Below are 12731 nucleotides of genomic sequence, written 5' to 3' on the forward strand. Positions count from 1 at the left end.
TATGCCCACGACCGCCGACATCCTCATCGAAACGCTGATCGACTGGCAGGTCGACACCATTTTCGGGCTTCCGGGCGACGGCATCAACGGCGTCATGGAGGCGTTGCGCACAAGGCAGGACCGTATCCGCTTCATCCAGGTGCGTCACGAAGAATCGGCCGCCTTCATGGCTTGCGCTTATGCCAAATGGACCGGGAAGCTGGGCGTGTGCCTCGCAACCTCCGGCCCCGGCGGCACCCATCTGCTGACCGGCCTCTATGACGCCAGGCTCGATCAGGCGCCGGTGCTCGCCATCACCGGCATGCAGTTCCATGATCTGATCGAGACGTTCACTCAGCAGGACGTCGATCTGACGCGGGCGTTCAGCGATGTGGCCATCTTCAACGCGCAGGTTTCGGACGCCGCCCACATGGAGAGCGTGGCAAGCCTCGCCTGCCGATCCGCGCTGGCAAAGCGCGGCGTCGCGCATCTGTCGATCGCCAATGACGTCCAGGAAGAGACGCTCGACGACGCCAGCCGGTCCAAACGGAACAGGCCGTCGCACACGCCCGACCTTTGGTTCGAAGGCAGCGGGCTGCCCGCTGACGAGCAGGTCGAGAAAGCGGCAGAGATTCTCAACGGGGCAAGCAAGGTCGCCATCCTTGCCGGCCGCGGGGCGCTGAACGCCCGCCGCGAGCTCGCGGAAGTGGCCGATCTGCTCGGCGCGCCGGTCGCCAAGGCCCTGCTCGGCAAGGCTGCCCTGCCGGACGATCATCCCCATACCACCGGCGGCATCGGCATCCTCGGCACCTTGCCCTCGCAGGAGGCGATGGAGGAATGCGACGCCCTGCTGATTGTGGGATCCACCTTTCCCTACATCGAATATTACCCGAAGCCGGGACAGGCGCGCGGCGTCCAGATCGATCGCGATCCGCAGCGCGTCGGCCTGCGCTACCCGGTCGAGGCCGGTCTGGTCGGCGATGCCGCCGCCGCGCTGCGGATGCTCAACCCGCGATTGAAGCGCAAGGAGGACCGCGGCTTCCTCGAGAAGGCGCAAGCCGGCATGCGCCGCTGGCGCGAGATGATGGCGCAGTCGGAGTCGAAGCCCGACATGCCGCTCAAGCCGCAGGTCGTGTCTCGCGCCTTCGGCCGCCGGCTGCCAGACAACGCCATCCTCGCCGTCGATTCCGGCCAGAACACGGAAATGGCCGCTCGCCATATCGATATGAAGGATGGACAGGCGTTCGGCGTCTCCGGCACGTTGGCCTCAATGGCCTGCGGGCTGCCCTATGCGATCGCCGCGGGAATCGCCTTTCCCGGCCGGCCGGTCTTTGCCGTGGTCGGCGACGGCGGCTTCGCCATGCAGCTCGGAGAGTTCTCGACGGCGGTCCGATACCGCATCCCGCTGAAGGTGCTGGTGCTCAAGAACAACATGCTGAACCAGATCGCCTGGGAACAGATGATGTTCCTCGGCAACCCGCAATTCGGTTGCGAGTTGCAGCCGATCGATTTCGCCATGGCGGCCGAGGCGATGGGCGGTATCGGATACAGCGTCTCGCGGGCGGAGGAGGTGGAAAGCCTGCTCGACGCGGCATTTGCCGCCGAAGGCCCGGTCGTCATCGAAGCGGTGGTCGACGCCTACGAGCCGATGATGCCGCCGAAGATGCCGCCGGACTACGCGAGGAACTTCCGCCAGGCGCTGCCGGAGACACCGGGCCGTGAGGCGATCGAGGCGAGTGTCGCCGAGGAGCCGCTGAAGACGATGATCGCGGAGGATCGGCAGGAACGCGACCAGGGACAAAAGAGCTGAGCGAGGAACGGACATGTCGGATCATCCCAAGCACAAGCACCCGCAACCTCCCATGCCAGAACAGCAGCAGGACATGCCCGGTTATACCGACAAGATGGACCCTCGACCCGACCACGGCGAGGAAAGCTATCGTGGCAGTGGCAAGCTGATCGACCGCGTTGCCCTGATCACCGGCGCAGATTCCGGCATCGGCAGGGCGGTTGCGATTGCCTTCGCTCGCGAAGGCGCGGATGTCGTCATCTCCTATCTGGAAGAGGATGAGGACGCGCGCGAGACGGCTCGCTGGGTCGAGCAAGCGGGCCGTAAGGCGGTGATCGTGCGCGGCGACATCGGCGAGGAGAGCTTCGCCCGTACGCTTATCAGCCGAGCGATCGAAGAGTGTGGCCGGCTGGATATCCTTGTCAACAATGCCGCCCATCAGGCGACCTTCGACAAGCTGGAGGATATTACCACCGAGGAATGGAATCTCACCTTCCGTACCAACGTCCATGCCATGTTCTACCTCTGCCAGGAGGCGGTAAAACATATGCAGGCCGGCTCCACGATCATCAATACATCCTCAATCAACGCGACCAGCCCATCACCAACGCTGTTGGCCTACGCCACGACCAAGGGGGCCATCGCCAATTTTACGAGCGGGCTGGCGGGGCTGGTCGCGGAGCGCGGTATCCGCGTAAATGCGGTTGCTCCGGGGCCTGTCTGGACGCCGCTCATCCCCTCGACGATGCCGGTCGAGAAAGTAAGGAACTTCGGAAAAAACACGCCGCTCAAGCGTCCCGGCCAGCCGGCCGAGCTTGCGGCGACCTATGTGCTTCTGGCTTGCGACGGCTCAAGCTATACGACCGGCGCCCTCTACGAGGTCACCGGCGGCCGCCCGATGCTGTGACGGATTGAGGAGAATTCGCGATGTCACGAGCAAGGACCGCTTTGTATTCCGGAGCTGGCGCGGCGCTCGCCTCCCTGGCGGCAATTGCCTTGCTGTCGCGGCTTGAAGGCCGATCGGCCGCCCGCCCGATCAATGCGACGAGCCATGTCCTGTGGGGTGACGAGGACGCGCCGCGCGAGAGGATCGACGTGGCACATACGCTGCCCGGTCTCCTCATCAATATCGGCTCCGCCTTCTTCTGGGGAACGGTCTTCGCCTTTGTCAGCCCCCCGCCTGCGCGACAGACGGCCGGGGGCATGATCACGCGCGCTTTCGGCACATCTCTCTTTGCGGGGGCCCTTGATTACGGGCTCGTGCCGAGGCGGCTGCGGCCGGGCTGGGAGCTTGCGCTACGCGCGAGATCAGTAGCGTTTGCGCTCGCCGCCATGGGTGCAGGGCTGGGAGCCGGTGGCCTCCTGGCGCGCCAGGACGATGCCTCCGCCTTGCCAGGGGGCGACGAATGAGCCGCGTCCTCAATGGGGCTATTGCCGGGTTCTGCGCCACCATGGCCATGACGATCGCCATGCGTGTACTCGAACGGAAATTACCTGCCACCGACAGATATCCCCTCCCACCCCGCGAGATCACGCAGATTGTGCTCCATCCTGAGGACCGAGAAGCGGCGGCACTGTCTCTCCTGGCTCATTTTGCCTTCGGCGCCTTCGCCGGAGGCCTTTATGGATTGCTGCCGCGCAAAGTCCCCGGCCTGCTCTACGGTCCTTTCGTCTGGGTGGCGAGCTACCTCGGCTGGGTTCCAATTGCCGGGATTCTCAAGCCGGCCACTCGCCATCCAGTCGAGCGTAATCTTCTCATGATCGCCGCTCATCTCGTGTGGGGTGTATGCACGGCAATTGGAACACGGGAGCTGGATGCAGCCTCTCGCTCGATCGTTGCCTCGGGACAGCTTGAAGATCGGGGCAAAAGGAAATGACGATCGAAGCCGTCCGGCAGGGGGCGCTCATTTGGCTGAAACGAGGCCACAAACTCCTTCACCCACCTCAAGCGCTGATCGGCGCAGAGGGACGTCGGCACTTTGAGTATAGACGCCGTCGCGTTGAGCGATCCGGTTGGGGCATCGCGCGGGAGATCCAACTCGATGTCCGATGAACAAAGCGCCTACCTGAACATCGGCGGCGGGCCGGCTGGTCTGACCGCGGCACTTTACATGGCGAGCTATCGGCGCAGGGTTGTGGTGGCTGATGCGGGTGCAAGTCGCGCCAGGCTTATTCCGCGTTCCCACAATCAGAGGGGATTTCCCGACGGTATCTCGGGGCAGGAGCTCCTGGTGCGCATGCGCGCGCACGCTCTGCGCTACGGTGCCGACATTCGCGACGAAACGATCAGCGATCTGCGGCTGGACGGCCCATCCTTTCGTGCTGAAGGCGACCATCGGACTTACAGGGTCGCGTCGGTGATCCTGGCCACCGGCGGCACGGACGTCCTGTCCGATGCAAAAGGCCTCGACGCTGCGATCGCCGCGGGGCTGATCCGGTTATGTCCGGTTTGCGATGCCTTCGAGGCAAGCGGCAAGCGAGTGGCGGTCCTCGGTGACAATCCGTCCTCGATTTCTAAGGCGGGTTTCCTGCGCCGCTATTCGAACGATGTGAGCTTTGTGATCGACTACGACATTCCGCGAGGAACGATCGTGGCCTATTATCCGGAATGCAATACGCTGATCCCGCTGTGGCAGTTAGCGCAGGAGGGCAAGAGGCCGGCAGCCAAATCCATGCCCGTTCGGATCGCGCTGGAATGACCGGCGCGATCGCAGGCCTGAAGGTGAGGGGCGCATGGATATCGCGCTGATCGTCGGCTATCTTGCCTCCATCTGCTCGATGACGAGCTTTGTTCCACAGGTGTGGAAGATCATCAAGACAGCCGACACCGCTGCGATTTCCAAGCGCATGTATGCCGTCACGGTGATAGGATTTGCGCTATGGTCGGTCTTCGGCGTGATGCGCATGGAGTGGCCGATCATCCTGACCAACCTCGTCTGTTTCTGCCTTTCAGCATTCATTTTCGTCATGAAGATCCTCCCCCAGGGGAGACGCTCGCAACTGGCGGCGAAGCTAGACCCGGATAGGTAGCTCATGATGGGCATTCAAGCACGACAGCAAGAGCGCAACGTCGCCACGCCTCGCCTGAATGAAAAGGCCCCCGTGATTTCGTCCGCGAGGGCGGCTTCGTGACGATATTGGTGGCCCGGGCTCCGGGACTTATTGGTTCTGACGTGGTGCGGCTTCGGCCGACGGCGAAAGTGTCATCGGCGCCGTGCGCCCGGGTACGGCGTACCAGGCGCTGGCCCTTGTCGAACTCGACGTGGCGCGGGCGACCGGTCTCTCGCACTGGAAATCGCTTCTTGAAGGTGTCGACGCCGTCGTCAATTGCGCCGGCATCCTTCAGCGGGGGCAGAATGAATCGCCGGAGGCCGTGTATTTTACGGGAGTCGCGGCTCTGTTCCAGTCGTGCCAAGAGCAGGACGTAAGACGGGTGATCTACTTTTCGGCTATAAGCGTGAACCGCAGTGGTGCCGCAGTTCTCCAAAAGCAACTGGCGAGATGAGGCGCGGATAGCGCTGAATCTCGATTGGATCATTCTTCGTCCCTCGGTCGTGCTGGGTCGTATCGCTTTTGGCGCAAGTGCATTGATGCGCGGCCTCGCAGCGCTTCCTGTCCTCCCCGTCGTGCCGGGCTTGGTACCGCTCAAGGTTGTCGCTCTCGATGACGTCGTGGACACGGTGATGCAATTCCTTGCGCCGACGCTTCCAAGCGGGCAGTTCTCGAGTTCGCGGAATACCATATGCTGTTTCGGCTGTTGTTTGCCTTCGCCTTTCCTGCGTTTGCGGCGGTGCTCGCCATTTCTGGCTGCTGCCCACCGGTCCCACGTTTTCCGCTTTCGGCTTCACGGCAGGGGAAGGCGATCGAGGCTCGCCGGTCACGTTATAGCGACAACCCTGTAATTTTTGTCCTAGTTCGTTGGCAGGTCCGCTGTCATCCGATCACGGGCAACGCTGAGGCGAATGATCAGCCCCTCAGGTTTCCACTCTCGTGAGATTTCCCCGCCAAGCTGTCCGCGCACCGTTGCCCTGCCAAGCACGGATCCAAAGCCGTCACCATCGAAGCTGCGCTCGACAAGGGGACCGCCCGTTTCGGTCCAGGTGAGCACAAGCATCTCACCGGTCTCGTCACACTTGACGTCGACCGCACCGGCGGGGGCCGACAGCGCCCCGTATTTCGCGGCATTGGTGGCGAATTCGTGCAGCAGAAGCGCGAAGCTGGTGACCGCGGCGCCGGACAGACCAACATCGGACCCGGCTATCCGGATGCGCGACCGGCCGGTTTCAGCGTCGTGGTCATACGGTGCCGTGATCGTTCGAACCAGGGCATGCAACGTCGTTTCCTGTGCCACTCGCTCCGACGCTTCCGATGTTGCGGGAACGGTCAACATATGCGCCAGAGCCAGGGCGTTGAGCCGGCCGGAGACGGCTGATGCAAGGTCGTCGGCCGTCTTCGCCGACTGTTTGCTGAGCGACACCACGCTCCCGGCAAGCGTGAACAGGTTCTTGATCCGATGATTCATCTCCTGGATGAGGAGGTGTTGCTGCTGCTCCGCGCGGCGACGCTCCGTAATGTCCCGGGCGATCGTCGCAGCGCCGGCGATCCGACCCTGACGATCGCGGATCGGAGACACTGAGAGTGAAATTTCGACCAGACTGCCGTCCTTGCGACGCCTTACGGTCTCGTAGTGGTCGATCGTTTCACCGGCACGGATATGCGACAGGATGTTGGGTTCCTCGTCGGGCCGATCCGCCGGAATGAGCGTGACAACCGATTTGCCGATGATCTCGTCGGCGGTATAGCCGAACAATCGCTCCGCACCCCTGTTCCAGCTAACAATCGTTCCCTCCAGGTCCTTGGCCAGAATGGCGTCGTCGGAAGAGTTCACGATCGCTGCGAAACGCTGCGCCTCCTCATAGGCGATCGAACGATGCGTGACGTCGACCAGCATGTTGATAGCGCCGGACAACTCCCTATTCGCGTCGAACAGGGGCGTTGGAAAAGCGAGAACGGTGACACGGCTACCATCCGGCCGTTCTGCAATGATCTCTTGCCCACGATTGGGCTGCCTTTCCTTCAAGGCCCTCGCCATCGGGCATTCAGCGTGGGGCAAAGGCCGACCGTCCGGCCAGAAGAGCTTCCACGACCCGCAGAATTCATCCTGTCCTATTTCGGGGGTCCGGCCCCACAGCGTTGCGGCCGCCTGGTTGAAGAGCGTTATCCGGCCCCCTGGATCGGTCATATAGACCGCCTCGGGCAGGGCTTGAAGGACATCCTCGACTGCAAGAGACGGCGCGAAATGCTCTGCCGGGATTTGTGCGTCCGCCACCGCTTCCGCCGGAACGTCCGGATCGATTCTTGAATGTGTAGACGGTAAAGTCACGCGATGCTCCTCAAGGCCGCTATGGCGAAAGCTTCGGCTCTTCACGCCAGGTCATGGATGATTACATTATATTGGCACGCCACGATACTTCTGGACAGGCTGATCCAGCGATACCGACCTTCTGCTGTTTGTCGCGGCCTCGCGGACGCCACCCTGGACGCTGCGCCGTAGCAGATCAACGCTGAGGCCAACAAGGTGGGTCCATCTACGTCGCGTCCCAACGCCTGTGAAGCGGGCAACTTAAGTTGGGGCTGGTCTCTTCGGCCTGAATAATTCTTCGCCCGTCTTCAGGAACTGTCTGTCATTCACCGCATTGTAAAAGATGCATGAAGTCGCAACTTTCTCTGCCTGAAGGAAGACACCATGGCCAGGAGCGCAAGACAATCGCCGGGCGAGACGGCGACGATCCACGAGCAGAAGCTCACGCGCGGAAGCGGAGGAGAACTACACCAGCTGGCGCAAGGTGATATCCCGGTGCTCACGACTGCCCAGGGCGGGCCGGTTTCAGACGATCAGAACACGTTAAAGATCGGCGCACGCGGTCCCGCCCTGATGGAGGACTTTTTCTTCCGCGAGAAGATTTTTCATTTCGACCATGAGCGCATCCCCGAGCGCGTTGTGCACGCACGCGGCTACGGGGCGCATGGCTTCTTCGAGACCTATGAGTCCCTGGCTGCCTATACCCGAGCCGACATCTTTCAACGAGCCGGCGAAAAGACGCCGGCATTTGTACGGTTTTCCACCGTGGCAGGGTCGAAAGGCTCCTTCGATCTTGCCCGGGATGTGCGCGGGTTCGCCGTCAAGCTCTACACCCAGGAAGGCAACTGGGACATCGTCGGCAACAACATGCCGGTCTTCTTCATCCAGGATGCGATCAAGTTCCCGGACATGGTGCATGCGGTTAAGGAAGAGCCCGACCGCGCCTTCCCTCAGGCGCAGTCGGCGCACGATAATTTCTGGGACTTTATTTCGCTCACTCCGGAATCCATGCACATGATCATGTGGCTGATGTCCGACCGGGCTATTCCGCGTTCTTTCCGCTTTATGCAGGGTTTCGGCGTCCACACGTTTCGCCTTGTGAACGCAAAGGATGAGTCGACCTTCGTGAAATTCATCTGGAAGCCCAAACTGGGCATGCAATCGGTGGCCTGGAATGAGGCGGTGAAGATCAACGGCGCCGATCCGGACTTTCACCGACGCGATTTGTGGGATGCGATCCAGTCGGGCAACTTCCCGGAATGGGAACTCAACCTTCAGCTATTCGATCAGGATTTCGCGGACGGGTTCGATTTCGACATCCTAGATCCCACGAAGATCATCCCGGAAGAAGTTCTTGCGCCGATACCGGTCGGCCGGCTCGTACTCGATCGCATGCCGGACAATTTCTTCGCCGAGACCGAGCAGGTCGCGTTCATGACGCAGAACGTGCCGCCAGGCGTCGATTTTTCAAATGATCCGCTGCTTCAGGGGCGCAATTTTTCCTACCTTGACACCCAGCTGAAGCGGCTCGGCAGCCCGAATTTCACTCACATTCCCATCAATGCCCCGAAATGCCCGTTCCATCATTTCCAGCAGGACGGGCACATGGCGATGCGCAATCCGGTGGGCCGCGCCAACTATCAACCGAACTCTTGGGGTGAAGGTCCGCGGGAATCGCCGCAACAGGGCTTCCGCTCATTTGCTGATGCCGAGGAAGGACAGAAGGTGCGCTTGCGCCCGGAAAGCTTCGCTGATCACTACAGCCAGGCGCGCCAGTTCTTCCTCAGCCAGACGGCTCCCGAGCAGCGCCACATTGTAATGGCGCTGACATTCGAACTCAGTAAATGCGAGAATCCGGCCATCCGGGCGCGCATGGTATCCCATCTGCTGAATGTCGATCAAACACTCGGGGAGGCTGTCGCCGACAAGCTGGGCATCGGGAAGCTGCCCAAGCCCGCCGATGCTGCTGTTCCTCCTCGTGACGACCTTCCGGCCTCACCCGCGCTCAGCATCATCGAGAACGGGCCGGAAAGCTTTGCCGGCCGCAAGGTTGGCGTGCTTGTCAGCCCCGGCGCGGATGCCGGCCTCCTGAGGGAGTTGCAAGCCGCCATCGACAAGGAGGGGGCTGTCATGGAGGTGATCGCTCCCCGGGTGGGTGGCGTCGAAGCTTCCGATGGAAGCTGGATTGAAGGCAAGCACATGATCGATGGCGGTCCTTCGGTCCTGTTCGATGCAGTGGCGCTGCTGGTATCCGAGGAAGGAGCCGAACGGTTAGCCGGCGAGGCAACGGCGCGCGACTTCGTGGCTGACGCTTTCGCGCATTGCAAGTTCATTGCGTTTTCCGCCGGCGCGGTTCCGCTCCTGCAGAAAGCCGGCGTCGATCCCAAAGCTGACGAGGGAATGATTGTCATCGACGAGCCGGAAGCGGTTTCCACCTACATTGAATCATGCCGCAAGCTCCGTCTCTGGAGCCGGGAGATGGCGGTCAAGCTATGACGCACCCGAACGGGAGAAGGAGTTTCTGATGCAGTTCCTCCGAACCGATGTTGCCCCCGCGACTGCGCCGACCGGAGAACCTGTCCTTCGTGTGACTTTTTGTGGGGAAGGTGGCGACTGTGTCACTGTCGACATGGCACGTGTCGACATGGGAAATGACGAGGCGGCGGCAGTGAAGCGCGCGAGGGCCATCCTTGTCCAGACCGCCACCTTCGGTATGGCGGTAAATGAGTATGACGCCAACAGCAACGGCAACTTCGATGAGGTCAACGTCATCGCCGCAAATGATGAGAACGGCGGGGTATACATCTTCGAGTATCGCGACGGAGAAGGCAGCCGGCAAGTGCCGCCTTCATGGATGCCGAGCCTGGAAGCAGCACGGGAGGAAGCGATCCGCAGCGCGATCGATCTCCTGGAAGACCTGCAACCGGGGGCGGGCGTATTGTCCGGCTGGCTGGTTCGCGTCAGGGACGAGAACGGCGAACTGCTTTGCATCATTGACGTGCAGGAAGCCGAAACGGCCCGGCAGAAAAGCCAATGACCGCGCAGAGGCTGCTGGTTCGTTCCGGTGGCGCCCGGGCTTGATCATGGCGGCTCGGGGCCTCATTCACGGACCTCTCGGCCACACCGGCCTGCATATTTGCGTCGACATGCAGCGGCTATTTGCGCCAGGCAGTCCCTGGTCGGTTCCCTGGGCTCAAAAGGTACTGCCGGCGATCGAGGAGCTGGTGGCGAGCCATCCGCAACGAACGTTGTTCACGCGCTTTATCCCAGCCGCGCGGCCCGGAGAGGCGCCCGGCACTTGGGCACGGTACTACGAACGTTGGGCCGAAATTACTTTGGCCAATATCGATCCGGATCTCGTCGAACTGATGCCGACGCTGGCGCGGTTTGTGCCGCCAGCCAAGGTTTTGGACAAGCATGTCTATTCACCTTGGACGGAAGGCCGCCTCGACGCATTGCTGAACGGCTCGGGGATAGACACGCTGATCATCACCGGCGGCGAGACCGATGTGTGCGTGCTCGCCACAGTGCTCGGCGCTATCGATCGTGGCTTCCGCACCGTTCTCGTCACCGACGCAATCTGCAGCTCAGCCGACGCAACGCATGACGCGCTGATGGAACTCTACCGCTCTCGCTTCAGCGAGCAGGTGGAGGCCGTGGCAATGGAAATGGTCCTGGAGAGCTGGCGTTGAGCGTGGGTGGCGAAGGAGAGATCAATATGAGGCGTTTTTTCCGGGACAACGGACTGACGATCGCGCTGGTGGCAATGTTCCTGTTCAGCGTGCTGGGCATGATCTGGTCTGGCCACGCAGTTCACAACGAAGAGATGCGCCAGCACGGTGCGGCAGGCATTGGCTTGCTGGCCTATCTGGGAAGCGGCGAATTCCTCTCGGCCCTGTTCGAGAACTGGGAAAGCGAGTTCTTGCAGATGTCGGCTTACGTCATGCTGACGGCGATGCTGTTCCAGCGTGGTTCGGCGGAGTCTCGAAACCCCGATGATCCCGACCGACCCGACGATGAGCTTCCCGCAGCGATCCGGAAGCGCCGGCCGATCCTGACATGGCTCTATTCATACTCGCTGGGCATGGCCTTGGCCGTGCTGTTCATCGTCTCTTTCGGCCTGCATTGGTGGGCCAGCCTGGTGGCCGCCAATGACGAGGCGCTTCAACATGGCGGCAAAATCCAATCCATGGGCAGTTATCTACTGGATGCGCAGTTGTGGTTCGAATCGTTCCAGAATTGGCAATCGGAGTTCATGTCGACGGCGGTGCTGGTGGTCTTGTCGATCTTCCTTCGCCACAAGGGCTCGCCAGAGTCGAAGCCGGTTGCTGCACCAAATTCTAAGACTGGCGCATAACTCGGTGCGTGCCTCCCATTGGCGGGCCAGCCGACACCGGGTGCGGCTGCGAGTATGAAGGAGCGACTTTCCGAACACTGTCGAAGGCGGTGTCTCGCAGCGTTTGGGTGTCATGAACCCTGGGGAAAACGCTGATCTGCGGCATGAATGGCACGGTGAGAATGAGAGCGTGACCAGCACCGATGTTGTCGTGCGGTGAGCCGGCCGGCCTTTTAGGCCGACCGGGACGGTGGCACGTTCGGCTTCGGGTAGACAGATATAGCGTTCCTCGTCGTCACGCTGCTTGCCGCCTCATGCGGCGGCAGCACTTGCAATGAATGCGCCGATGACAAGGGACAACGCGCCGACCAGCGCGAAGGTCGCGCCAGCCTTGCATCGCCCTCGGCGCCCGCTGCCGCGAGCCGGGGGATCGGCCGGATGGAACAGCGTATCGACGAAATAGGATGTCGCATCGGTTGCGCTGCCATCACCTGCATTTGCGGTAGCGCTCGCCGGGGCACCCATCGCTGCTCCGGACGCAACGGTGGAAGCCGCCTGAACGCCCGTGCCGATTTCGGCGGTCAGGGCCGAGCCCAGGACGAAGACAACGATCAGCGTCGCCAGCGTCCAGGCCATGAAACCATGCGCCGTGTCGCGAAAGAATGTCTCGTCCGTGTGAACGCCGACCCATCTGGTGCGCAGACGCCCGGTCAGGTAGCCGCCGAGACCGGACGATAACCATTGGACGATGTCTCACCAGATCGCGGTAGAGACGGCGAACGCGGTGACGCTCTCGCTCTCATTGGACCATGGCGACACCATGGTGAGCCCCAAGCCGGAACCCAGAAGCATCAGGATGAAGGTGAACGTGGATGCCGCCAAGGCTCCCGCAATGATGATCGGAATGGAAATCCCGAGCACCCAGAGCAGAATGCCGCGACCCGTGATTTGTCCTCTCTAGGGATGAGTGCTGAAAAAGCCGCCCTGGAAGTCCAGAGCGGCTTTTACTGATCAGGCAGCCTTGGCCATTTCATTGGCGGAGGCATCGGCCAGGCCGGTCAGCGATTCGTCCGTCACCGACTCCTCGCCGAGGGTCTGGTCCAGCAGCTTGGCTGCATCCTTCATCCCCAGAACCTGCGCCCAACGCTTGAGCGTGCCATAGCGGGTGATTGTTGATTTCCGCTGAGAGCTGACCCGGGATTTTCGCCGAGAAGTGACCCGCCTTCATGTATGGTTTGGGTCTTAGGTTTTGGTCAAGGGGCGGC

The 12731-nt window shown here is 61.7% G+C and carries 11 protein-coding genes and 3 pseudogenes; 11 read left to right on the top strand and 3 right to left on the bottom strand.

What is annotated here, in order from left to right; all coding sequences use genetic code 11:
- The first annotated feature begins 1 nt into the window (after position 1).
- From DES43_RS20425 to DES43_RS23425, 7 genes and pseudogenes are all read left to right on the top strand, one after another.
- Positions 2-1789, top strand: coding sequence for a thiamine pyrophosphate-dependent enzyme (locus DES43_RS20425; RefSeq protein WP_133676119.1), 1788 nt, complete (start codon positions 2-4; stop codon positions 1787-1789).
- A gap of 13 nt (positions 1790-1802) precedes the next feature.
- Positions 1803-2675, top strand: a complete 873-nt coding sequence (locus DES43_RS20430; protein WP_133676121.1) for an SDR family oxidoreductase — start codon at positions 1803-1805, stop codon at positions 2673-2675.
- A gap of 20 nt (positions 2676-2695) precedes the next feature.
- Positions 2696-3178: a hypothetical protein gene (locus DES43_RS20435; protein WP_133676123.1), complete on the top strand. Its 483-nt coding sequence runs from the start codon at positions 2696-2698 to the stop codon at positions 3176-3178.
- The gene (locus tag DES43_RS20440) at positions 3175-3645 is read left to right on the top strand and encodes a DUF6789 family protein (protein ID WP_133676125.1); all 471 of its coding nucleotides are present in this window, start codon (positions 3175-3177) and stop codon (positions 3643-3645) included. Before DES43_RS20435 ends, DES43_RS20440 begins: the two co-directional genes overlap by 4 nt.
- Positions 3646-3810: 165 nt before the next feature.
- On the top strand, positions 3811-4467 hold the full coding sequence (locus DES43_RS20445; RefSeq protein WP_133676127.1) for an FAD-dependent oxidoreductase: 657 nt from the start codon (positions 3811-3813) through the stop codon (positions 4465-4467).
- A gap of 34 nt (positions 4468-4501) precedes the next feature.
- A complete protein-coding gene (locus tag DES43_RS20450; RefSeq protein WP_133676129.1) occupies positions 4502-4798 on the top strand; it encodes a SemiSWEET family sugar transporter in 297 nt (98 codons plus the stop codon).
- Positions 4799-4970: 172 nt separating this feature from the next.
- Positions 4971-5273 (top strand): annotated as a pseudogene (locus tag DES43_RS23425) (NAD-dependent epimerase/dehydratase family protein); the annotation flags it as partial.
- A gap of 405 nt (positions 5274-5678) precedes the next feature.
- Here the strand turns inward: DES43_RS23425 and DES43_RS20465 are convergent.
- Positions 5679-7097, bottom strand: coding sequence for a PAS domain S-box protein (locus tag DES43_RS20465; RefSeq protein ID WP_245514611.1), 1419 nt, complete (start codon positions 7095-7097; stop codon positions 5679-5681).
- Between the two features lie 417 nt (positions 7098-7514).
- Between DES43_RS20465 and katE the strand changes: the two genes are divergently transcribed.
- From katE to DES43_RS20485, 4 genes are read left to right on the top strand one after another with little or no spacing between them, the layout of a single operon-like run.
- Positions 7515-9626, top strand: coding sequence for a catalase (gene katE, locus DES43_RS20470; protein WP_133676131.1), 2112 nt, complete (start codon positions 7515-7517; stop codon positions 9624-9626).
- Between the two features lie 28 nt (positions 9627-9654).
- A complete protein-coding gene (locus DES43_RS22780; RefSeq protein ID WP_208110860.1) occupies positions 9655-10167 on the top strand; it encodes a DUF6894 family protein in 513 nt (170 codons plus the stop codon).
- 46 nt (positions 10168-10213) lie between these two features.
- On the top strand, positions 10214-10822 hold the full coding sequence (locus DES43_RS20480; protein ID WP_208110861.1) for a cysteine hydrolase family protein: 609 nt from the start codon (positions 10214-10216) through the stop codon (positions 10820-10822).
- A 26-nt stretch (positions 10823-10848) separates the two neighbouring features.
- Positions 10849-11487, top strand: coding sequence for a DUF6766 family protein (locus tag DES43_RS20485; RefSeq protein ID WP_133676133.1), 639 nt, complete (start codon positions 10849-10851; stop codon positions 11485-11487).
- A 291-nt stretch (positions 11488-11778) separates the two neighbouring features.
- Here DES43_RS20485 and DES43_RS20490 read toward each other — a convergent pair.
- Together DES43_RS20490 and DES43_RS20495 are read right to left on the bottom strand one after the other, a co-directional pair.
- Positions 11779-12414: pseudogene (locus tag DES43_RS20490) on the bottom strand (hypothetical protein).
- Positions 12415-12477: 63 nt separating this feature from the next.
- Positions 12478-12636: pseudogene (locus DES43_RS20495) on the bottom strand (DUF892 family protein); the annotation flags it as partial.
- Between the last annotated feature and the right edge of the window lie 95 nt (positions 12637-12731).

The sequence above is a fragment of the Aquamicrobium defluvii genome, from assembly GCF_004363725.1.
Lineage (GTDB): Bacteria > Pseudomonadota > Alphaproteobacteria > Rhizobiales > Rhizobiaceae > Mesorhizobium > Mesorhizobium defluvii.

Excerpts from the sequence above, each read along its gene's own strand:
- DES43_RS20435 (WP_133676123.1), top strand. The coding sequence starts at position 2,696 with ATGTCACGAGCAAGGACCGCTTTGTATTCCGGAGCTGGCGCGGCGCTC.
- DES43_RS20430 (WP_133676121.1), top strand. The coding sequence starts at position 1,803 with ATGTCGGATCATCCCAAGCACAAGCACCCGCAACCTCCCATGCCAGAA.
- DES43_RS20445 (WP_133676127.1), top strand. The coding sequence starts at position 3,811 with ATGTCCGATGAACAAAGCGCCTACCTGAACATCGGCGGCGGGCCGGCT.
- DES43_RS20440 (WP_133676125.1), top strand. The coding sequence starts at position 3,175 with ATGAGCCGCGTCCTCAATGGGGCTATTGCCGGGTTCTGCGCCACCATG.
- DES43_RS20480 (WP_208110861.1), top strand. The coding sequence starts at position 10,214 with ATGGCGGCTCGGGGCCTCATTCACGGACCTCTCGGCCACACCGGCCTG.
- DES43_RS20485 (WP_133676133.1), top strand. The coding sequence starts at position 10,849 with ATGAGGCGTTTTTTCCGGGACAACGGACTGACGATCGCGCTGGTGGCA.
- DES43_RS22780 (WP_208110860.1), top strand. The coding sequence starts at position 9,655 with ATGCAGTTCCTCCGAACCGATGTTGCCCCCGCGACTGCGCCGACCGGA.
- DES43_RS20425 (WP_133676119.1), top strand. The coding sequence starts at position 2 with ATGCCCACGACCGCCGACATCCTCATCGAAACGCTGATCGACTGGCAG.
- DES43_RS20450 (WP_133676129.1), top strand. The coding sequence starts at position 4,502 with ATGGATATCGCGCTGATCGTCGGCTATCTTGCCTCCATCTGCTCGATG.
- katE (WP_133676131.1), top strand. The coding sequence starts at position 7,515 with ATGGCCAGGAGCGCAAGACAATCGCCGGGCGAGACGGCGACGATCCAC.